Origin of the sequence: Gillisia sp. CAL575 (genome assembly GCF_000403785.1) — a bacterium.
Taxonomy (GTDB): Bacteria; Bacteroidota; Bacteroidia; order Flavobacteriales; family Flavobacteriaceae; genus Gillisia.
This window is the reverse complement of record NZ_APHJ01000019.1, coordinates 1-22494: the sequence shown is the minus strand read 5'-3', so window position 1 is coordinate 22494 and position 22494 is coordinate 1. Positions and strand designations below refer to the sequence as shown.

Annotated in this window: 18 protein-coding genes and 1 tRNA gene; 13 read left to right on the top strand and 6 right to left on the bottom strand. The window is 34.6% G+C overall.

Translation table 11 applies throughout. From position 1 onward, the window contains the following. Window positions 1–153: 153 nt before the first annotated feature. Complete coding sequence (dinB, locus tag I130_RS01400; RefSeq protein WP_034918035.1) at window positions 154–1254, top strand: DNA polymerase IV; 1101 nt, start codon at window positions 154–156, stop codon at window positions 1252–1254. A gap of 81 nt (window positions 1255–1335) precedes the next feature. On the opposite strand, the gene pyk is transcribed toward dinB, so the two are convergent. The 5 genes from pyk to I130_RS01375 form a co-directional block, all read right to left on the bottom strand. Beyond that, window positions 1336–2766 (bottom strand): pyruvate kinase, encoded by a 1431-nt coding sequence (gene pyk / locus I130_RS01395; protein ID WP_034918030.1) that lies wholly within the window; start codon window positions 2764–2766, stop codon window positions 1336–1338. After that, on the bottom strand, window positions 2766–3251 hold the full coding sequence (locus I130_RS01390) for an IPExxxVDY family protein (RefSeq protein ID WP_034918027.1): 486 nt from the start codon (window positions 3249–3251) through the stop codon (window positions 2766–2768). Before I130_RS01390 ends, pyk begins: the two co-directional genes overlap by 1 nt. A gap of 110 nt (window positions 3252–3361) precedes the next feature. After that, entirely contained in the window at window positions 3362–4096 is a 735-nt protein-coding gene (gene rnc, locus I130_RS01385; protein WP_034918023.1) for a ribonuclease III, read from the bottom strand. Window positions 4097–4105: 9 nt separating this feature from the next. Then, a complete protein-coding gene (gene fabF / locus I130_RS01380; RefSeq protein WP_034918019.1) occupies window positions 4106–5359 on the bottom strand; it encodes a beta-ketoacyl-ACP synthase II in 1254 nt (417 codons plus the stop codon). Window positions 5360–5375: 16 nt separating this feature from the next. Further along, a complete protein-coding gene (locus tag I130_RS01375; RefSeq protein WP_010227409.1) occupies window positions 5376–5609 on the bottom strand; it encodes an acyl carrier protein in 234 nt (77 codons plus the stop codon). A gap of 146 nt (window positions 5610–5755) precedes the next feature. Between I130_RS01375 and purN the strand changes: the two genes are divergently transcribed. From purN to I130_RS01355, 4 genes are all read left to right on the top strand, one after another. Beyond that, a complete protein-coding gene (gene purN / locus I130_RS01370) occupies window positions 5756–6358 on the top strand; it encodes a phosphoribosylglycinamide formyltransferase (protein ID WP_034918014.1) in 603 nt (200 codons plus the stop codon). Then, on the top strand, window positions 6351–6815 hold the full coding sequence (rnhA, locus tag I130_RS01365) for a ribonuclease HI (RefSeq protein ID WP_034918010.1): 465 nt from the start codon (window positions 6351–6353) through the stop codon (window positions 6813–6815). Before purN ends, rnhA begins: the two co-directional genes overlap by 8 nt. Window positions 6816–6909: 94 nt before the next feature. Continuing rightward, window positions 6910–7848: a PfkB family carbohydrate kinase gene (locus I130_RS01360; RefSeq protein ID WP_034918006.1), complete on the top strand. Its 939-nt coding sequence runs from the start codon at window positions 6910–6912 to the stop codon at window positions 7846–7848. Between the two features lie 63 nt (window positions 7849–7911). Continuing rightward, window positions 7912–9810, top strand: a complete 1899-nt coding sequence (locus I130_RS01355) for an amidophosphoribosyltransferase (protein WP_034918003.1) — start codon at window positions 7912–7914, stop codon at window positions 9808–9810. A 238-nt stretch (window positions 9811–10048) separates the two neighbouring features. Here I130_RS01355 and I130_RS01350 read toward each other — a convergent pair whose 3' ends face one another. Next, window positions 10049–10663: a superoxide dismutase gene (locus I130_RS01350; protein WP_034918000.1), complete on the bottom strand. Its 615-nt coding sequence runs from the start codon at window positions 10661–10663 to the stop codon at window positions 10049–10051. 173 nt (window positions 10664–10836) lie between these two features. On the opposite strand from I130_RS01350, the gene I130_RS01345 reads away from it, so the two are divergent. From I130_RS01345 to I130_RS01310, 8 genes are all read left to right on the top strand, one after another. Further along, on the top strand, window positions 10837–13977 hold the full coding sequence (locus I130_RS01345; RefSeq protein WP_034917996.1) for a UvrD-helicase domain-containing protein: 3141 nt from the start codon (window positions 10837–10839) through the stop codon (window positions 13975–13977). Between the two features lie 30 nt (window positions 13978–14007). Further along, window positions 14008–15201 carry a glycine C-acetyltransferase gene (gene kbl / locus I130_RS01340; RefSeq protein ID WP_034917992.1) on the top strand — a complete coding sequence of 398 codons (1194 nt, stop codon included), beginning with the start codon at window positions 14008–14010 and terminating at the stop codon, window positions 15199–15201. Window positions 15202–15449: 248 nt separating this feature from the next. Continuing rightward, on the top strand, window positions 15450–16883 hold the full coding sequence (locus I130_RS01335) for an OmpA family protein (protein ID WP_034917989.1): 1434 nt from the start codon (window positions 15450–15452) through the stop codon (window positions 16881–16883). Window positions 16884–16951: 68 nt separating this feature from the next. Continuing rightward, complete coding sequence (locus I130_RS01330) at window positions 16952–19711, top strand: PD-(D/E)XK nuclease family protein (RefSeq protein WP_034917985.1); 2760 nt, start codon at window positions 16952–16954, stop codon at window positions 19709–19711. Further along, window positions 19698–20576: an alpha/beta hydrolase family protein gene (locus I130_RS01325; protein ID WP_034917980.1), complete on the top strand. Its 879-nt coding sequence runs from the start codon at window positions 19698–19700 to the stop codon at window positions 20574–20576. The genes I130_RS01330 and I130_RS01325 overlap by 14 nt, the downstream gene beginning before the upstream one ends. A 61-nt stretch (window positions 20577–20637) precedes the next feature. Further along, window positions 20638–20711: transfer RNA gene (locus tag I130_RS01320), tRNA-Ala, on the top strand. A 153-nt stretch (window positions 20712–20864) separates the two neighbouring features. Then, window positions 20865–21383 (top strand): GNAT family N-acetyltransferase, encoded by a 519-nt coding sequence (locus I130_RS01315; RefSeq protein WP_034917974.1) that lies wholly within the window; start codon window positions 20865–20867, stop codon window positions 21381–21383. A gap of 15 nt (window positions 21384–21398) precedes the next feature. Continuing rightward, the coding region (locus I130_RS01310; RefSeq protein WP_034917971.1) for an MATE family efflux transporter at window positions 21399–22494 on the top strand (1096 nt) is incomplete at its 3' end.

Here is a 22494-nt window from a genome sequence, read left to right as displayed (position 1 = left end):
TTTCAATAGCTAATAAGTAAAACTAGGCTAAGCCATTTGATTATTCATTAAATATATTGATACTTCAAAGATAGCAGATTCAGAACTATTCGATATCCATAGTTAATATTAATACTTTATACCGAGCTGTTCAAGTTTACTTAAATTTGTATCGTGAAAACCCAGTTCCCAATTCGAAAGATAATTCATATAGATATGGATGCGTTTTACGCATCTGTAGAGCAATTAGATAATCCCGATTTACGGGACAAACCAATTGCTGTTGGAGGGAGCTCGGATAGAGGGGTTGTTGCCGCAGCAAGTTACGAAGCTCGGAAATTTGGAGTAAAAAGCGCTATGAGTAGCGTGATTGCAAAGCGCAATTGCCCCCAGCTTATCTTTGTAAAACCTAGATTTGATAGGTATAAAGATATCTCCAATCAAATTAGAGCCATTTTTTTAGAATATACAGATATGGTGGAACCTCTTTCTTTAGATGAAGCTTATTTAGATGTTACTGAAAATAAAAAAGGGATTCCAAGTGCCTCTTTAATTGCAAAAGAGATTCGGGAAAAGATCAAAGAAAAAACAGGGCTAAATGCTTCTGCAGGAATTTCTATTAACAAATTTATTGCGAAAGTCGCCAGTGACATTAATAAACCAAACGGCCAAAAAACGGTAAACCCAGAGGAGGTTGAAGAGTTTTTGGAGCAACTTCAGATTAGGAAATTCTATGGTGTAGGAAAAGTAACTGCCGAGAAAATGTACCTATTAGGCATCTTTAAGGGAATTCAATTAAAAGAAAAATCTGAAGAGTTTCTAACAGAGAACTTTGGAAAAAGCGGAAGATATTATTACAATGTGGTACGTGGTTTTCACACTAGTGAAGTAAAGGCAGATAGGATTAGGAAATCTCTTGGTGCGGAAAGGACTTTTAATGAAAATATTGCTTCAGAGATCTTTATGATGGAGCGCTTAGAGAATATAGCCGAAGAAATCGAGCGTAGATTAAAAAGAAGTAAAGTAGCTGGAAAAACTGTTACACTAAAAATAAAATACAGTGATTTTACTCTGCAAACCAGAAGCAAGACTTTGTCCTATTTTATAGCTTCACAAGATATTATTTTAGATACAGCGAAGGAGCTATTATTTCAGGAGAAAATGAAGAATTCTGTTCGTCTTTTGGGGATTACACTTTCTAACTTAAATACAGTGAAAAAGGAAGAACAGAACAATGAGAAGGAAATTGCGGTACAGTTAAAGTTTGATTTCTAACTGGGTATTTCTTCAATAAAATAGCCACAAGTACACAAAAAAGCACTTGTGAACTCGTGGCTAAAAATATGTATAAAATTTTTATTCTATTTCAGAAATTCTCAAGGTATTTACCATTCCGCGATTTGCAATAGGCATAGATGCAAGGTTGATTAGAAAATCTCCTTTATCTGCATATCCATTATCACTTGCTATCTTGTTAATGTCTTCTATAGTTTCATCTGTACTGCCAAATTTATCATAGTAGAAAGCTTTTACTCCCCATAATAAACTTAATTGAGATAATATTCTATGGTTAGAAGTAAATACCAAAATAGTTGATTCTGGACGCCATGCTGAAATTTGAAATGCCGTATAACCACTATTTGTAAGTGTACATATTGCTTTAGCTTTAATTTCATTAGCCATTATTGCTGCGTGGAAACAAATAGATTTTGTGATATATCTTTTTGTTCTTACATGCGGAGGATCATGTGGCACTTTAATAAGTGGTGAGTTTTCTACACTCTTAATAATCTGTGTCATTTTCTCAATAACCTGTACCGGGTAATTTCCAACTGAAGTCTCTCCACTTAGCATTACCGCATCTGCACCATCCATAACAGAGTTTGCCACATCGTTAACCTCTGCTCTTGTAGGAGTAAGGCTTGTAATCATGGTTTCCATCATTTGGGTTGCGATGATCACTGGAATTCTTGCCTTTTTAGCAATTAATACTAATTGCTTTTGAATAAGCGGAACCTCTTGTGCAGGAATTTCTACACCTAAATCTCCACGGGCCACCATCAGTCCGTCGCAATAAGCTACAATTTTATCTATATTTTCTACGCCTTCAGGCTTTTCAATCTTAGCTATAATTGGAATTTTATGATCACTGTGTTTCTTGATCAATTCTTGTAATTCCATTAAATCTTCAGCGTTCCTCACAAAAGAGAGCGCAATCCAATCCACCTCTAATTCACAAGCGAAAATTGCATCTTTTATATCTTTTTCAGTTAATGCGGGAAGTGAAATTTTAGTGTTCGGAAGATTCACCCCCTTTTTAGATTTTAAGGGACCTCCTTGGATTACTTTCGCAACCACTTCATCTGTTTTGTTAGTGCTTACAATTTCAAACATCAACTTTCCATCATCCAGTAAAATACGTTCCCCTGGTTGTACGTCTCTTGGAAATTGCTCGTAGTTCATATAAACACGAGATTTGGTTCCTTTAAACTCTTTTCCTGTGGCAAAAATGATTTGGTCTCCAGGGTTTACCACCACTTCCTCCTTCATTTTTCCAACCCTTAATTTAGGGCCTTGGAGATCGGCAAGTATCGCCGCGGCATAACCAAATTCTTCATTAAGCTCACGAATCATTTGGATACGTTCCTTCACATCTTCATAATCTGCATGCGAAAAATTTACTCTGAACACATTTACTCCTGCTTCTAGCATATCTTTTAAAACAGATTTTTCGCTAGTTGCTGGTCCTAATGTGGCTACAATTTTTGTTCTTTTATTTGCTGGCATTAATCTACAATTAAATTGTTTCTTGATTTTAGCTGATTTACATCAACTATATATGTTGTAATAACTCTTGGAATCCTACTAATGGCATTCAAAAGATCCTGAATATGCTCTTCCTCCAGATCATCTTCTATTTTTAAAAAATAATCTACTTTTCTATACTCTGGAATTAAGTACGTGAGCTGAGTAGAAATTTCTTCTTCTACAAATAACGACCCCGAACTTATAACCTTTTTCACAGATCCCTTATACTTGTTTTTGAACAAGTAATATGTACGATACTTGGCTGGCTCTTTAAAAGAAAATAGCGGATATAAAGCCTGTATCTCTCCGTGATTAAAATCTACATCATAAGGAGCACGTCTAAGGCTTAATTGCAGATTGGTATTCAAAAGAAAGGCTATTTTAAATTCCTCTAAAGGACTATGTATGGCCAATAAATGAAAACTATCCTCTACATCATCCAAAAGCAATTTATGGGATAACATACTCTTAATCTTTAATGATAAAGATAGGATAAGAATACAGAATTCTAAGGAAATTAGAACCTTTTTTGCGAAATAATTACGAAAACGTTATAGTATGAAGCCATTCATTACTAACTATCTATCTTAGCTTGAAGTGCATAATAGGCTCTTTTAGACGCCTTTTCTTCAGCCTTCTTTTTTGAAGTAGCTCTTGCTTTTGCCACTACTTTATCTTCAATTCTAAGTTTTACAGCGAAGTGTTTCATTTCCTCATTACCGGAATCATCATAAACCTCATAATTGAAGTTTTTCTTAGTTTTTTGGCACCATTCAATAAGCAAGCTTTTGTAACTTATTACTTGTCCTTCGAGCTGCTCTATATCTACATAAGGAATGATCACTCTATCAAATATAAATTTTTTACAATACTTATATCCGCGATCCCAGTAGATTGCTCCTATAAGTGCTTCAAAAAGGTTTCCGTGTATGTTAGCTCCAAATTGATCTATAGGGATATTCGTTTGCACATGACCAATTAGATTTAGGTCTTTGCCCAATTCATTTAAATGCTTTCGGCTTACAACTTTAGAACGCATTTTTGTAAGATAGCCCTCATTACCGCCAGGAACTGTCTTAAATAAATAGGCTGCTATAACTGCACTAAGCATAGCATCTCCCAAAAATTCTAAACGTTCAAAATTTATAGCATTTCCTTTTTCGTCTTTTTGATTTAAAGATCTATGAGTAAATGCTTTTTTGTATAAATTGATATTCTTAGGCTTAAAGCCTAATATCTTTTGCATTTCTATAAAAAAATTCCCGTCTTTAGAAGAACGGGAATTTAATATGTTTCGAATAACACTCATTGCGATAGGTTATTCATCTAATTTTTTAAACAGTACACATGCGTTATGACCTCCAAATCCAAAAGTATTACTCATTGCTATTTTAACATCACGTTTTTGCGCTTTGTTCAAAGTGAGATTTAATTCTGGATCTATATTTTCATCTTTGTGTTCATGATTAATCGTAGGAGGGATAATTCCATGTTTCATAGAAAGTATTGAAGAAATTGCTTCAATAGCTCCTGCAGCTCCTAACAGGTGACCTGTCATGGATTTTGTTGAGTTAATATTAATATTCTTTGCATGCGCTCCAAAAACTTTGGAAATCGCTTTAAGTTCTGCTACATCTCCTAGAGGGGTAGAAGTTCCATGAGTATTAATTGCGTCTACATCTTCAGGCTTTAATCCTGCATTTTGCAAACAACTCTTCATTACTGCAACAACACCAATTCCTTCCGGATGAGGTGCCGTCATGTGGTAGGCATCAGAAGAAAGTCCTCCGCCAATAAACTCGGCATAGATCTTTGCTCCTCGTGCTTTTGCATGTTCATATTCTTCCAAAACTAAAGCACCTGCTCCTTCTCCTAATACAAAACCATCTCTGGTTGCATCAAAAGGTCTAGAAGCCGTTTCGGGACTTTCATTTCTTGTTGAAAGAGCATGCATAGCATTAAATCCTCCCATACCTGCTTTTGTTACCGCAGCTTCAGATCCACCTGAAATAATTACATCACTATATCCCAAGCGAATATTATTTAAGGCATCAAACATAGCATTAGCAGCAGAAGCACAAGCTGATACTGTTGTATAATTCGCTCCCATAAAACCATGACGAATAGAGATATTACCCGGGGCAATATCTGCAATCATCTTAGGGATAAAAAATGGATTAAAACGTGGTGTTCCATCTCCCTCAGAGAAATTGATCACCTCATCCTGGAATGTTTCCAGTCCTCCAATTCCTGCTCCCCAAATAACTCCTACCCTATGTTTGTCTACAACATTCAGGTCTATTCCAGAGTCTTTTATGGCTTCATCTGACGCAACAATTGCGTATTGCGCAAATCTATCTAACTTTCTGGCTTCTTTCCGGTCGAAAAAATCAAGAGCATTAAAATTTTTGAGTTCACAAGCGAATTTAGTCTTAAACTTTTCAGCATCGAAATAGGTAATAGGTGCACACCCACTCTTACCAGCCACCAATGCATTCCAATATTCTTCAACATTGTTACCAATAGGTGTAAGGGCTCCTAAGCCTGTAACTACTACTCGCTTTAACTCCATATAATACTATTCTTTTTTATTTAGCTTTTTCAATATAAGAAATTGCTTGACCAACTGTAGCAATGTTTTCTGCTTGGTCATCTGGAATCTGGATATCGAATTCTTTTTCAAATTCCATGATCAATTCCACAGTGTCTAATGAATCAGCGCCTAGGTCGTTCGTGAAACTTGCTTCTGTAACAACTTCGTTCTCGTCTACGCCTAATTTGTCAACGATAATCGCTTTTACTCTTGATGCAATGTCTGACATAATATTCTATTTTAATTTTGATTAAGTGGCAAAAATAAAAAACTTTACTTTAAAACCCGTTTTTAGTTTAAAAATGTGACGGGAATTTACGGAATTTTCGATTAAACCCTTTATTTTTACACTTAATAATTGTTAACATCGAAGTTTTGTCCCTATCAAACAGAATAATTTCCAAGAAAATTGTGGTCTTCGCATCTGGTTCAGGCTCTAACGCTGAGAACATTATACGTTATTTTAAGGATTCTGGTACGGCAGAAGTAGTATTAGTACTATCTAATAAACGCTCAGCACCAGTTTTAGAGCGAGCGCATAAATTAAATATAACTCCTCTTCATTTTGATAGAGATGCATTTTACAATACAAATGATATACTGCATATTTTAGAAGACACCAATCCAGATCTTATAGTTTTGGCAGGGTTTCTTTGGTTATTCCCCTCGTCTATCCTAAAAAAATTCCCAAATAAGGTTATAAATCTTCATCCTGCATTATTGCCTAAATATGGTGGAAAAGGTATGTTTGGAAGTAATGTGCATCAGGCAGTGTTAGAAAATGATGAAAAAGAGACCGGAATTACCATTCATTATGTAAACGAAAATTATGATGATGGGCAGATCATCTTTCAAAAAGCGTTTCCCCTCTCCACTACAGAAACCCTAATAAGTCTTACTAAAAAGATCCACGAATTAGAACATAAGCATTTCCCGAAAGTGATCGAGAATTTATTAAAATCGCCAAAAGTTGATTAATCCTGAAGTACACGTTTACACAGACGGTGCCGCACGAGGTAATCCGGGTCCCGGAGGTTACGGGATTGTGATGGAATGGGTGGGCAGACCATATAAAAAGGAATTTTCCAAAGGCTTTAAACACACCACAAATAACAGAATGGAATTATTGGCGGTAATTGATGCATTAAAAAAACTTAAAAAGCCAGGGATATCAATCTTGGTATTTACCGACTCTAAATATGTGGTAGATTCTGTAAAAAAGGGCTGGGTGTTTGGCTGGGAGAAAAAAAAATTCAAAGACAGGAAGAATACAGATCTTTGGAAAGATTTTCTTGTAGAGTACAGAAAGCACAAAGTAGATTTTAAATGGATCAAGGGTCACAATAACCATGTTCAAAATGAACGCTGTGATACTCTCGCAGTGGCAGCTTCTAAAGAAAAACGTCTTCTTATAGACGTAGGTTTTGCTGAATAGATCTACATGTAAAAATTGATCCCATATATTTCAAAATTGCTAAGTGTCTTGAAAAACAAACCGTATATTTGCAGCACATTTTTGAAACTTAATTATGAGTAAATTATTGATAGTAGGCACAGTAGCCTTCGATGCAATTGAAACCCCATTTGGAAAAACCGATAAAATTTTAGGTGGTGCTGCCACATATATTGGTTTGTCTGCATCTCAATTCAACGTTAAAAGCGCCATAGTTTCTGTAGTAGGTGAAGATTTCCCTCAAGAGCATATGGATCTTCTAACTAGTAAAAAGATAGACATCCAAGGATTAGAGGTAGTAAAGGGAGGAAAAACCTTCTTCTGGAGTGGAAAATACCACAACGATCTAAATACCAGAGACACTTTGGACACCCAATTAAATGTGTTAGCAGATTTCAACCCGGTTGTTCCTGAAGATTTTAAAGATTCAGACATCGTAATGTTAGGAAACCTTCATCCATTAGTTCAATTGAGCGTCTTGGAACAGGTAAATAACCCAAAGTTAGTTGTGTTAGACACAATGAATTTCTGGATGGACAATGCCTTAGAAGATCTTAAAAAAGTGATTTCTAAAGTAGATGTAATAACTATTAACGATGAAGAAGCCCGTCAATTGACAGATGAGCACTCTTTAGTTAGAGCAGCTAGAAAGATCGAAAAAATGGGACCTAAATATGTAGTAATTAAAAAAGGAGAGCATGGAGCATTATTGTTTCATAAAGACCAGATCTTTTTTGCACCTGCACTTCCATTAGAAGAAGTTTTTGATCCAACTGGAGCAGGAGATACTTTTGCTGGTGGCTTTACAGGATATTTAGCACAGTCTGAAGATATTTCTTTTGAAAACATGAAGAATGCTGTAATCTATGGATCTAGTTTAGCTTCTTTTTGTGTAGAGAAATTTGGAACAGAGAGAATGGAAGATCTAAAACGATCTGAATTAGAATCACGCCTCCAAGAGTTCCAGAGTTTAACACAATTCGATATAGAATTAACGCCTACCAAAACCCTGTAATGTCAGGGTTTTTTTTGTGACTAATATTTTTTTGAACCCTATTGAAACCGAAAGGCACTAGTTATGAGTGACGCATTAAAACACGAGTGTGGGATTGCACAAATCCGACTATTAAAACCTCTAGAATTTTACAAAGAAAAATACGGGAGTGCATTTTACGGAGTAAATAAAATGTATTTAATGATGGAGAAGCAGCATAACCGTGGACAAGACGGGGCGGGCTTTGCCAGTATTAAATTAAATACAGCACCTGGAGATAGGTACATTAGTAGATTACGATCTAATGCCTCTCAACCTATACAGGATATATTTGCCCAGATTAACGAGCGTATTAATACAGAATTAATTGAGCATCCAGAATATATTGATGATGTATCTCTTCAGAAAAAAAATATTCCATACATAGGAGAACTTTATCTGGGACACGTACGCTACGGAACTTTTGGAAAGAATAGTATTGAGAGCGTTCATCCATTTCTACGCCAGAATAACTGGATGCACCGTAACCTTATTGTAGCAGGGAATTTTAATATGACTAATGTTTCCAAGCTTTTTGACAAGCTGGTAGAACTTGGACAACACCCTAAAGAACGTGCAGATACCGTAACGGTAATGGAGAAGATCGGGCACTTTTTAGATGATGAAGTTCGAAAATTATATAAAAAATTAAAAAAAGAAGGCTATACAAAAGTTGAGGCCTCTCCATTAATTGCAGATAGACTTAACGTTGCAAAAATCTTGCGTAAATCTGCAAAAGATTGGGATGGCGGCTATGCAATGGCCGGATTATTAGGACATGGAGATTCTTTTGTACTTAGAGATCCTTCTGGGATTAGACCCGCATACTACTATAAAGATGATGAAGTTGTAGTTGTTGCTTCAGAAAGACCTGTAATTCAAACGGTTTTCAATGTGAACTTTGAAGATGTAAAAGAGCTAGAACCTGGCCATGCAATTATCACTAAGCTGAATGGGGAAGTTTCTATAAAGCAAATTCTAGAGCCATTAGAAAGAAAAGCTTGCTCATTCGAGAGAATCTATTTTTCTAGAGGTAGTGATGCCGAAATTTATAAGGAGCGTAAAATGTTAGGTCGTCTTTTAATGCCAGAAGTATTAAAATCTATAGATCACGATACCATCAACACGGTTTTTTCTTTTATTCCGAATACGGCAGAAACATCTTTTTACGGAATGGTAGAAGCCGCCCAGGATGAATTGAATAAACAAAAGAATGAAGCCATTCTTTCAGAAAAAGAAAATCTCACAGATGAGAGACTTAAAGAAATTCTAGCTCATAGACTTAGAACAGAAAAAGTTGCTATTAAAGATGTGAAACTTCGAACTTTTATTACTGAAGACAGTAGTCGGGACGATTTGGTAGCGCATGTATATGATGTTACTTATGGAGTTGTGAAACCAGAAGATAATTTGGTCATCATAGATGATAGTATTGTAAGGGGAACAACCCTGAAGAAAAGTATCATTAAAATGATGGATAGATTAAATCCGAAACAGCTAGTGGTTGTTTCATCTGCACCACAAATTAGATATCCAGATTGTTACGGAATAGATATGGCCAGACTTGAAGGCTTAGTTGCATTTAGAGCAGCATTAGAACTTCTTAAAGATGCTGGTAACTATGATCTGATTGAAGAAGTATATAAAAAATGCAAATTGCAGGAGCACTTGGAGGATAAGGATGTAAAGAATTTTGTAAAAGAAGTTTACGCACCCTTTACAGATCAACAGATCTCCGATAAAATTGCCGAATTATTAAGCGAGCCAGAAGTAAAAACTAAGGTAAAGATCATTTATCAAACGGTAGAGAATCTTCATAAAGCTTGTCCAGACCATTTGGGAGATTGGTATTTTACAGGAAACTATCCAACTTTTGGAGGAAACCGCGTAGTAAACAGAGCTTTTATAAACTTTTATGAAGGAAACGAAGGAAGAGCTTATTAGGTATTACTCAATATTAAGCAACTTAACTGCCGTTTAACTAATATCTAGGTTGTTCGTCTAAAAGTGTTTGCGTAGCTGTTTATATTATATATATTAGCAGAGCCATAGCATAAGTAGGTTAAGTTCATGGTAGATTTGGGGCAAAAAAAGGTGGATCTCATCCACCTTTTTTTATGCGCAATAGTGAACAAAAAAAAGCCGAGTTTCCTCGGCCCTTTTTAATTATATGTATTGAGATTTATTTCTCTTTTTCTTGAGCGTATCTCGCAGAAACTTCTTTCCAGTTAATCACATTAAAAAATGCATTAATATAATCTGGACGCTTGTTCTGATATTTTAAATAATAAGCATGTTCCCAAACATCCATCCCTAAGATCGGCTTTCCACCACATCCTATTTTTGGCATTAAAGGGTTATCTTGATTTGCAGTAGAACAAACCTCTACCTTCCCTCCTTTATGAACACATAACCATGCCCATCCAGATCCAAATTGAGTAGCTCCAGCTTTGGAAAACTCATCTTTAAAAGCGTCAAAAGAACCAAATGCAGCATCTATTGCTTTTGCAAGTTCTCCTTCTGGTTTTCCTCCACCATCTGGTGACATAATTTCCCAAAATAAGTTATGATTATAGTAACCTCCACCATTATTTCTAATAGCTTTGTTGGTCATATCTAAATTTTCAAGAATATTTTCAATTGTTTTTCCTTCATTATCCGTTCCCTCAATAGCGTCGTTTAATTTACTTGTATATCCAGCATGATGCTTATCATGATGAATTTCCATTGTTTTGGCATCTATATGTGGTTCTAATGCATCAAAGGCATAGTTCAATTTTGGTAAGTCAAAAGCCATAATTATATATTTTTTAGTTAATATTTATTCAATAGTTTCAAATTTAGGCATTAAGGAATTTAATCTATATGTTTTTGTGTTATAAAATACTTAAAGATTATGTTTTAATAGGATGCATTTATTAGCATATTCCTTTAATTTAGACTTGCTAACTATTATAAAACTTCATTTAGTTGATCAATCCAAACACGTTTACCATATATAATGCATCTGCAGGCTCAGGCAAAACTTTTACATTGGTTAAAGATTACCTGGTATTACTTTTAAAGAGCAGCAGAGATGATGCTTATAAAAATATTCTCGCAATCACATTTACCAACAAAGCCGTTGGAGAAATGAAATCTAGAGTCATTGTTGGATTAAGTTCTTTGGCAAAAGAGGAAACTCCTGACAGTAGTAAATCTCTTATGTCGTTTCTTATTAATGAGACAAATTTATCTAAGAAAGAAATCCAGGAACGATCGCAAATAATCCTGAAGAATATTCTACATAATTACGCTGCTTTTGATATTTCCACGATAGATAGGTTCACGCATAAAATAATAAGGACTTTTGCCAAGGATCTTGGTATTCCCGTAAATTTTGAAGTGGAACTAAATTTAGATCTTATTCTACAAGAAGCAGTAGATCGAGTTATTAATAGAACAGGGGAAGAAAAAGAACTAACTAAAGTTCTCTTAAGATTTACATTAGATAAAACCGATGATGACAAAAGTTGGGACATTAGTAGAGATCTATTTTCCTTCTCAAAATTGCTTACTCGTGAGAGTCAGCAGCAATATGTGCAACAATTAAAAGGTAAGAGTCTTCAGGATTTTTCTGATTTCTCTGAAAAAATCAAACTAGGTATCATTTTATTAGAAGAAGATATCACTGGATACGCCAAATCCTTTTTTGAATTTGCAACGAAATTTGATCTTAATGAAAAGGATTTTAACGGCGGTTATTTGTTTAAGTATTTCATTAAAATTGAAAATCAGAACTTCATAAAATTATTTGGAGCTAAATGGCAGGATAAGCTTGAAGATTCCGCACTCTACCCAAAAAGATTAAGTGAAGACAAAAAAGCTGTTTTAGATCAACATCAATCAGAAATTGCTGGGTTCTTTAATAATTCTAAAAGAGCTATTCTTAAAAGAGAATATCTAAAAGCTATAGATAAAAGTATAATTCCACTCTCCCTATTAAGTGAGATTTCCAATGAGATAGATAAGATCAAAAAAGAACGCTCCCTTGTTCTAATTTCAGATTTTAATCCAACAATAGCCAAAGAGATCAACAATCAACCAGTCCCTTTTATATACGAGCGACTTGGAGAGCGATATAAGAATTACTTTATAGATGAGTTTCAGGATACTTCAGAAATGCAATGGACCAATATAATTCCATTAGCAGATCATAATCTGAATACTATCCAATCCGACACTGAGCCAGCTGCAAATATAACCTTGGTAGGAGATGCAAAACAGTCCATTTATAGATTTAGAGGTGGAAAAGCAGAACAGTTCATTGAACTTTGTATGGCTGAAAATCCGTTCCAAGTAGAAAAAAAAGTAATAGACCTTCCATCTAATTATAGGAGCGCAAAAGAAGTGGTGGAATTTAATAATTCATTCTTTCAGTACATTTCTAATAAATTTGAAAGTAACACCTATAAAACTCTTTTTATGGGAAGTGCTCAGGAGCCAATCAAGCAAGAAGGTGGTTATGTAAATATCTCTTTTTTAGAAGCTAAAAAGAAAGAAGAAGAATTAGAATTACACCCGATAAAGTCTTTAGATATAATTAAAGATCTAGATAAGCAAGGTGTTTCCAGAAGTGATATTTGTATTTTAACAAGGACTAGAAAAGAAAGCTTCGCTATTGCCAACTATTTAAATGAGGAAGGTATATCCATAGTTTCTTCAGAATCTCTATTGGTTTCTAATTCTCCTGAAGTTCGTTTTATAAACAATCTATTCACTGCTTCCTTAAATCCTCATGATAAAAATATAAAATGGGAACTGCTTAATTATCTGGTTCAAAAATTAGGGATTAGGGATTCCCATAAATTAATTCTTGAAAATCTTGAAAAGGTACATCAGGATTTCTTTGGTTGGTTGGCAGAATATGATATTTATTTTGACATTAAAAAAATTCAGATATTATCTATCTATGAAGCTGCAGAATATATTATAAGAGCCTTTTCTTTAATAAAGAATTCCGATGCCTATCTCCAATTTTATTTAGATTTTGTGTTTGATTCCCTAAATAATAAAAACATTGGAGTTTCAGAATTTTTGGAACTTTGGAGTCAAAAAAGCGAAAAACTAAGCATCCTCGCACCAAAATCTGATAATGCGGTTCAGATAATGACCATTCATAAATCTAAAGGCCTTGAATTCCCAATAGTAATCTACCCTTTTGCAAATTCCGCATTACAGGATATTTCAAGAGAATCTTTATGGTTGCCTTTGCCAGATGGATTAAATGATATTCCTATTGGTTATTTAAAAGCCTCTAAAGGAATGCTGGATTGGGGAGAAAGAGAAGCCTACGCTTACCAAGAGTTATTAGATAAAACAGAGTTTGATAGTATAAACGTTCTATATGTTGCATTTACCAGAGCATCCCAGCAATTATATATAATTTCTAATTTAGACATTAGCTCTAAAGGGGAAATAAATGAAAATAAGGTTTCTGGCTTATTGATTGGATATTTAAAAGACAGGAAAGTTTGGAATGATGAACAATACACATTCGAATTTGGAATGAAAAGAATAGAAAATTATAAAACTTCAGAAACCGCGACGAATCTTAAGAACAATAATTTTTTCTCATCATCTACGCAAAATAATGCTGTACAAATAATGACAAAATCTGGTTTGTTATGGGATTCTCTTCAGGAAAAAGCCATAATAAAGGGAGATTTATATCATGATATCTTTTCTGAAATAGATACTTTAGAAGATATGGCATCGGCAATAAAGAAATTTACCCAAGATGAAGATTTATCTGTTATCGAACTTCAGGAATTGGAGAATTTAATTTCAGAAGTTATTCTACATCCAGAGCTATCAGAGTATTATACTTCTGAAGCCTTAGTAGTTAAAGAAAAGAATATTTTAAGCCCAAATGGGGAGGTTTTGCGTCCTGATAGGTTGAATATAAAAGATAATTTTGTTACCATTATAGATTATAAAACAGGTGCTTTCCAAAAGTCGCATCAGCTTCAAATGGAGCAATATGAAAACCTATTATGTGAAATGGGATATACCTGTCTTAAAAAAATACTGATATATATTAATACAGAAGTGAACATTACAATTGTTTAAAGATGTTTATTTTTGAAAAAAATTGAAATTATGTACGGATCAATTAAAGAGCATTTACAAGCTGAAATAAAAGAAATTAAAGAAAACGGGCTTTATAAAAAAGAACGTATTATCACTTCTCCACAAGGAGCTGCTATAAAAATAAATACTGGTCAAGAGGTGATTAACTTTTGTGCAAACAACTATTTAGGACTTTCTTCCCATCCAGAAGTGATCCAAGCGGCTAAAGACGCTATGGATTCTCACGGATTTGGAATGTCCAGCGTCCGATTTATTTGTGGAACTCAAGATATTCATAAAGAATTGGAACAGAAAGTAGCCGATTTCTACGGAACGGAAGATACTATCTTGTATGCTGCATGTTTTGATGCCAATGGTGGAATTTTTGAGCCTTTATTATCTGCAGAAGATGCAATAATATCAGATTCTTTAAATCATGCTTCAATAATAGACGGAGTTCGACTTTGCAAAGCTGCAAGATATAGATATGCAAATGGCAACATGGAAGATCTGGAAAAACAACTGCAAGCCGCTAATGAAAAAGGTGTAAGGTTTAAATTAATCGTAACAGATGGCGTATTCTCTATGGATGGTTTGGTAGCCCCATTAGATAAAATATGCGACTTAGCCGATAAATATGATGCTATGGTGATGGTAGACGAATGTCATGCCACTGGTTTTATTGGTAAAACTGGTATTGGAACCATGGAAGAAAAAGGTGTTTTAGGCAGAATAGATATTATTACTGGAACATTTGGTAAGGCACTTGGTGGTGCTATGGGTGGTTATACAACTGGTAAAAAGGAGATCATAGATCTTTTAAGACAACGTTCCAGACCTTATTTATTTTCGAATTCTTTAGCACCTTCTATAGTAGGCGCCTCTATAAAGGTTTTCGATATGCTTAAAAACGACACAAGTTTAAGAGATAAATTAGAGGATAATACAAAGTATTTTAAGGAAAAAATGAAGGCTGCTGGATTTGATATTATAGATGGAGATTCTGCTATAGTACCAGTAATGCTATACGATGCGAAATTATCTCAGGATATGGCAGATAAATTACTAGAAGAAGGAATTTACGTAATTGGCTTCTTTTTCCCGGTAGTTCCAAAAGATATGGCGAGAATTAGAGTTCAACTTTCTGCGGCACACGAAAGAGAACATTTAGACAAAGCTATTGCTGCTTTTACAAAAGTAGGAAAAGAACTAAAAGTAATTTAAAAGACTAACCCAATCTCTTAATTGTTAAAAATATTAATTTATTCTAATTTTTTAAGGCTAATTCTGTTAATTTTATAGTTCAGAAATTAGATGAAATTTGCTCTTTTAATGGATAAAAAATGAGTAAAACCCACTAAATACAGTATATATAGGGTTCAATTAAGAAAACTTTATTATTTTTATCTTTGTTAATATCGAATTTGCACATACTTTTGCTTCAATTAACACTTAAAACTAAATCAACAAATATGAAACATCTTAGCAGATTTTTATTAGCTTCAATGTTTGTTTTGGGCTTCTCTTCAGTGCAGGCACAAGACGAAAACAACCCGTGGGCCATCGAAATTGGCGTAAACGCGGTTAATTATGGTGGTACCGGTGACGATACTCCAGGAATGATTGGTAACGGCGTAGCCGGTGGAGGATTTGGAGACCAATTCTTCGATACTAACAAATGGAACATCCTTCCTTCTGTTTCTAGACTTTCTGTTTCTAGATACGTAGGTGGTGGATTCGTTGTTGAGCTTGCAGGTTCTGTTAATCAAATAGATACTTTCGGAGATCAAAGCGTAAATGACTTATCTTACTATGCTGTTGATGGTATGGCTAACTATAGTCTTAGAGCTTTATTAAACGATGGATGGTTTGACCCGCAACTTGGAGTTGGTGGTGGTTACAACTGGTTAGATTCTGAAGGTAATGGAACTTTAAACGGTAAAGCTGGTTTCAATATCTGGTTTACAGATAACTTAGCTTTCAACGTACAGTCTACTTACAAACATGCTTTTAAAGATGAAGCAGATTCTCATTTTCAACATGCTGCTGGTATCAAATTAATCTTCGGAGGAAAAGATACTGATGGTGATGGAGTTTATGATAAAGATGATGAATGTCCTGAGACTGCTGGTTTAGCAGAATTCAACGGATGTCCTGATACTGATGGTGATGGAATTGAAGATCGTAAAGATGCTTGTCCTGAAGTTGCTGGTTTAGCTGAATTTGACGGTTGTGCTGATACTGACGGTGACGGAATCGCTGATCCAAAAGATGAATGTCCTACTGTTGCAGGAATTGCTGCTATGAATGGATGTCCTGATGCCGATGGTGATGGAGTAAAAGATAGTGAAGACGAATGTCCTAACGAAGCTGGTCCAAAAGAAAATAAAGGTTGTCCTTTCAAAGATAAGGATGGTGACGGTGTTTTAGATAAAGATGATGAATGTCCAGAAGTTGCAGGTACTGTAGCTAACAACGGATGTCCAGAACCAACTGCTGAAGCTATTAAAGAATTGAACGAATACTCTAAAACTGTATTGTTTGATACAGCTAAAGCTACAATTCGTCCAGAATCTAAAGAAGCTTTAGAGGCTATTCATGAAATTATGCATGAGTATGCTAACACAGTTTTCCATATTGAAGGACATACAGATTCTCAAGGTGGTGATGATTACAACTTGAAATTATCTAAAGAACGTGCTGCATCAGTTAGAGAATACTTAGTATCTAACGGTATCCCTGCAAACAGATTAACTTCTGAAGGATATGGTGAGTCTAGACCAATTGCAACTAACAAAAATGCTGCTGGAAGACAAGATAACAGACGTGTAAACATCTCTTTGGATAAAGACAAAGAAATGAAAGAAACTAAAGAAACTAAAAAAGATTCTACAGATAACAAGTAGTATAAAAAAAGCTTTAAAGTTTTTTAAAAAACGCCCCGAAGAATCGGGGCGTTTTCTATTTTTAGCCTATGACATCTTTTATCACCCAAATCTTAAAACAACTCCTTTCGCAGGATAAAGACATTTCTAAATTGATCTTTGTACTGCCTAGCAAACGTGCTGGGGCTTACCTTAGAAAAGAACTTGCAAACTTGGTGGATAAACCTATTTTCTCCCCAGAGGTAATTAGTATTGAAGAGTTTTCTGAAAAAGTTTCCGAGTTAAAAACTATAGATTCTGTACACTCCCTTTTCGAATTATATGCAGTTTATAAAGAGCTCACTCCAAAAGAGAAATTAGAAGATTTCGAAAGTTTTGGTACCTGGGCACAAACTCTTATTCATGATTTTAATGAAATTGACAGATATTTAATAGATCCAAAACAAATCTTTAATTATCTCTTCGAAATTCAGGACACTAATCACTGGTCTTTAGGTGAAAACCAAACAGACATTGTTAAGAATTATCTAATATTCTGGAAAAAATTACCTGAATACTACAACCTCCTCAAGGAGAATTTATTAAATAAATCTGAAGGTTATCAAGGTTTAATTTATAGGCGCGCAGCAGAAAAAATTGATGAATTCGCCCTGATAAATGCTGAAAATTATATTTTTTTAGGATTTAATGCCTTAAACAATGCAGAGCAGCACATTATTCAATCTATGCTGGCGAATAAGGCGAGGATATACTGGGATATAGATGAAGTTTTTTTGAAGGACAATAATCATGATGCGTCATTATTTATAAGGCAATACCTTGAAAATTGGCCTTATTATAAAACCAACGAATTTGAATTTGTTTCCAATACCTATAATTCTGAAAAGGAAATTGAAATAATTGGAGTTCCAAAAAATATTGGTCAGGTTAAGTTTGTAGCTGAAACGCTTTCAGAATTAACCAAGGATCAATTAAATTCTACCGCATTAGTATTGGGTGATGAGTCGCTTTTATTACCAATGTTAAATTCTATTCCGTCAAATATTGAGGCCCTAAATATTACAATGGGATATCCATTAAAGTATAGTGTGTTTTCAAGTTTTTTCGAGAAGTTATTCGAAATATATCAAATAGAAAATAATCAGATCTACTACAAAGATGTGATTGCTATTTTAAGTTCGCCTCTTATAATTAAGTCGACTAATTTCAGATCGGAAGAGATTATCAATAAGATTAAAACTGAAAATCTTCTTTATCTAAGCAAGCAGCAAATAGAAGGTTTTTTTCCAGCTAAACAACAAGAATTAATTTCCGCCTGTTTCACAGACGTGAAGCTTAAGCCGGATCACGTTTTACGAAGCTTCGAAACTATTATAGAACATTTTAAAGATCTATTAGATAAAGACGAAGACAGCTTATCACTAGAGTTCTTATATCACTATCATCTTGTTGTAGAAAGACTATCTGAATTAATAGCAGAATTCCCACATTTTACTTCATTAGTTTCGCTGCTTCAGTATTTCCGTGAACTTAGTAGTCAGCAATCATTAGATTTTCAAGGAAAGCCATTTCAGGGCTTGCAACTTATGGGAATGTTAGAAACTCGTGGGCTAGATTTTGAAACCGTAATTCTTACTTCTGTAAACGAAGGAATTTTACCAGCAGGAAAAAGCAATAATTCTTTTATCCCTTACGATCTTAAAAAAACCTTTAATCTTCCTACTTACAAAGAGAAAGATGCCATTTACACTTATCACTTTTACCATTTGTTGCACAGAGCCAAGAAAATCTATTTACTCCATGACACAGATACTGAAAGCCAAATGGGAAGTGAAAAAAGTAGGTTCTTATTGCAATTACTGCACGAAAAACAATCTGCTCATAAAATAAGTACTTCCATAATATCCCCTGAAGTACCAGTAGTTGTAAATGAGCTTCAGCAAATTAAAAAAACTCCTGAAGTTCTAGAAAAATTAAAGCAATTAGCAGGTCGCGGATTTTCACCTTCTGCACTAACCACTTATATTAGAAATCCTTTAGACTTTTATAAGCAATACATTTTAGGAATTAGAGATATAGAAGAGGTTGAAGAAACTGTGGCTTACAACACTTTAGGTACTGTAGTGCATGATACTTTAGAAGTTTTTTATAAGCCATTTATAGGAAAAGCACTTAGCATAGAAAGATTAAAGGAGCTTAAAAAAGGAACCGCCAAAGAGGTGAAGATTCAATTTGAGAAAACCTATAGTAAAGCACCTTTGACCTTAGGGAAAAACTTTCTCATTTTTGAAGTTGCTAAGCGTTATGTTATCAATTTTCTGAATATGGAAATCAAGGAATTGGAAGCTGGTAGAAACATTATTATCAAAGAGGTAGAATCTAACTTAACGGCCCCACTTTCCATTCCAGAACTCGATTATCCTGTAAGCATTAGAGGAAAGGTGGATCGGGTGGATCTATTAGACGGAGTTTTGAGAATTGTAGATTATAAGACTGGCAAGGTGTTGCAAAATCAGTTAGAAATAACAGATTGGGAATTACTCACTTCAGATTATGATAAATATTCTAAACCTTTTCAAGTTTTAACCTATGCAACAATGCTTTTGAACAACACAAATAACACTGGCGAAGTAGAAGCCGGAGTGATTTCCTTTAAGAATTTGAAAGAAGGATTTTTAAAATTTAGTTTAAAAGAAAAACAAGGTGGAAAACCAATTAAAAAAACAAATATTACAGAAGAAATTCTGAATGATTTTCAGGTACAATTATCACAACTGATTTTAGAGATTTGCAACCCGGACATCCCATTTATAGAAAAAGAAATAAAACCATCTTATGGAGCTTATTAAGAAGAACAATATTCAAATCACAGGAAAGCACGATAGACCAATTTTAACAGATCTGGTTTATTCTGATAATAATAAAGCAAAACCAATAGTTATCTTTTGTCATGGCTATAAAGGCTTTAAAGATTGGGGCGCGTGGGATCTAATGGCTGAAGAATTTGCAAAAAAGGATATTTTCTTTTTAAAATTTAATTTCTCTCATAATGGAACAACTCCAGAAAATCTGACAGAATTTTTGGATATTGAAGCATTTGGAGATAATAATTATACTAAAGAATTGGATGATTTACAATCTATAATAGATTGGTTGTTCTTTGCCAACAATAAATATAAGGATAACTTAAACACCTCAGATGTTACTGTTATAGGTCACTCCAGAGGTGGTGGAATAAGTATTATTAAAGCAGCAGAAGAAAAAAGAATCACAAGATTGGTTACTTTTTCTTCAGTAAGTGACTTTGCTACGAGGTTCCCATCGGGAGATACATTAGATTCTTGGAAAAAGAAAGGAGTAAGTTATATTGTGAATACAAGAACGAAACAGCAGCTACCTCATCATTTTCAGTTTTATACAAATTTTAAAGAGAATAGAGAGCGATTAACTATTTCTAGAGCTACAAAAGCATTAAAGATTCCTCATTTAGTGGTTCATGGCAGCAAGGACACCTCAGTGCCTTTAAGTGACTCGGGAAAATTATTTGATTGGAGTCCAGATTCAGAGCTTTTATTGGTAGAAGGATCAGATCATGTATATGACGTATCGCATCCTTGGAACAGCAATGAACTCCCAACAAATTTTCGCTACGTTATAGATGGAACCTTAAAATTCATAAACGAGAACGAACAGGCAGTTTCTAAAAGAGAATAATCTCACAGTTTAAAATAATTTTTTGCCATATAAATATTTGATTAACTTTGAAATCGAATATGGGGGATTAGCTCAGTTGGCTAGAGCGTTTGGCTGGCAGCCAAAAGGTCATCGGTTCGACTCCGATATTCTCCACAATTAAGAACTTTATGGCAAGTCCAAAAGGTATGTATTTGAAATTACTTTTGATAAGTAGAGACAAATCTCTGTAAATTTAACCCTCAGTGAGGGATAGAACCATCCTTTTCGGGATGGTTTTTTAATTTTAGCACTACAACTTTCTCGCTCATGAATATTAGACAAGCATCTCAAGAAGATCTTTTAAAAGCAAAAAAGCTTACTGAAGCTTGTGCAGTTGGAATGCAGGAATTAGGCATTTTTCAGTGGAATGAACATTATCCTTCCCTGGATAAGCTTCAGCAAGATATAAATCATAATGAATTATATGTCTTTGAAGAAAACAACCAGATCTTAGGGATCATAGTGCTTTCGGAAATTATGGATGAGGAGTATAATAATGTTTCCTGGATAACTCCCTCAGAAAAAAATCTATATATCCACAGACTTGCAATCCATCCCGATAGTTGGGGAGAAGGCTATGGCCAGAAACTAATGGATTTTGCCGAAGAATTTGCCAAAAAACTAGACTTTAAATCTATTAGACTAGATACCTTCAGCCTTAATAAAAGAAATCAAAAATTCTATGAGGCTCGAGGTTATAAAAAATTAGAAGATATTTACTTCCCAAAGCAGAGTGCTGCCCCGTTTCATTGTTATGAGCTGGTATTAAAAAAGAACTCGTTCTAATCCAATTACAACCACTTGTCTTCTTCTGTAATCAGTTTTAAGAACATCAATAAACTTGCTATCCCAGCAATTATCGCAGGGATTGCAGAACCGCTTATTTCCTTAACCGATATTGCAATTATTGGGAATGTAGATAAAAATCCTATTGAAGCTCTGGCAGCAGCTGGGATTGTAGGATCATTTCTATCGGCCATTATTTGGATAGTAGCACAAACAAAAACTGCTATTTCCTCTATTGTTTCTCAACATTTAGGATCTAATAGAATACACGCGGTAAAAACATTGATTCCGCAGGCAATTTTCTTTAATCTACTGCTAAGTATTCTCATCTATGCAATTACTGCATTTTTTGCCAAAGCTATTTTTAGTAGTTATAATGCCGAAGGACTTATTTTAAATTACGCTGAAGAATACTATCAAATAAGAGCAATTGGATATCCGCTTACATTGGTGACCTTCGCGATCTTTGGAGTGTTTAGAGGTCTGCAAAACACCTTATGGGCAATGAAATGTAGTCTTACGGGTGCATTAGTAAATGTTGTGTTAGACTATTTGTTAGTTTATGGAGTAGAAGATCTTATTCCTGCTCTGCATCTTAAAGGAGCTGCTTACGCAAGCTTAGCTGCGCAGGCTGTTATGTTGGTGATGGCGCTATGGTTCTATTTTAAGAAAACACCCTTCAATTTAAAACTGAGTTTTCATATTAATCCCAGGCTAAAAGGTTTGTTACTTATGGCGGGTAACTTATTTATAAGAACGGCTGCCTTAAATTTTGCCATTTATCTCGCCAATGCTTATGCTACAGATTATGGAAGAAATTATATTGCAGCGCAAAGTATATTAATGAACATCTGGTTATTCTTTGCCTTCTTTATAGATGGCTATGCCAATGCAGGAAATGCAATTGGAGGAAGACTATTAGGCGCGAAAGATTATGTGAGTCTTTGGGAACTGAGTAAAAAGATCAGCAAATATTCAGTGATAATCGCGCTTATACTAATGGGGATTTGTGCTGTTTTCTATACTGAGATCGGACTCATATTTAACAAAGAAGCCAGTGTATTGGTTTTATTTTCATCGGTCTTTTGGCTTGTGCTGCTAATGCAGCCAA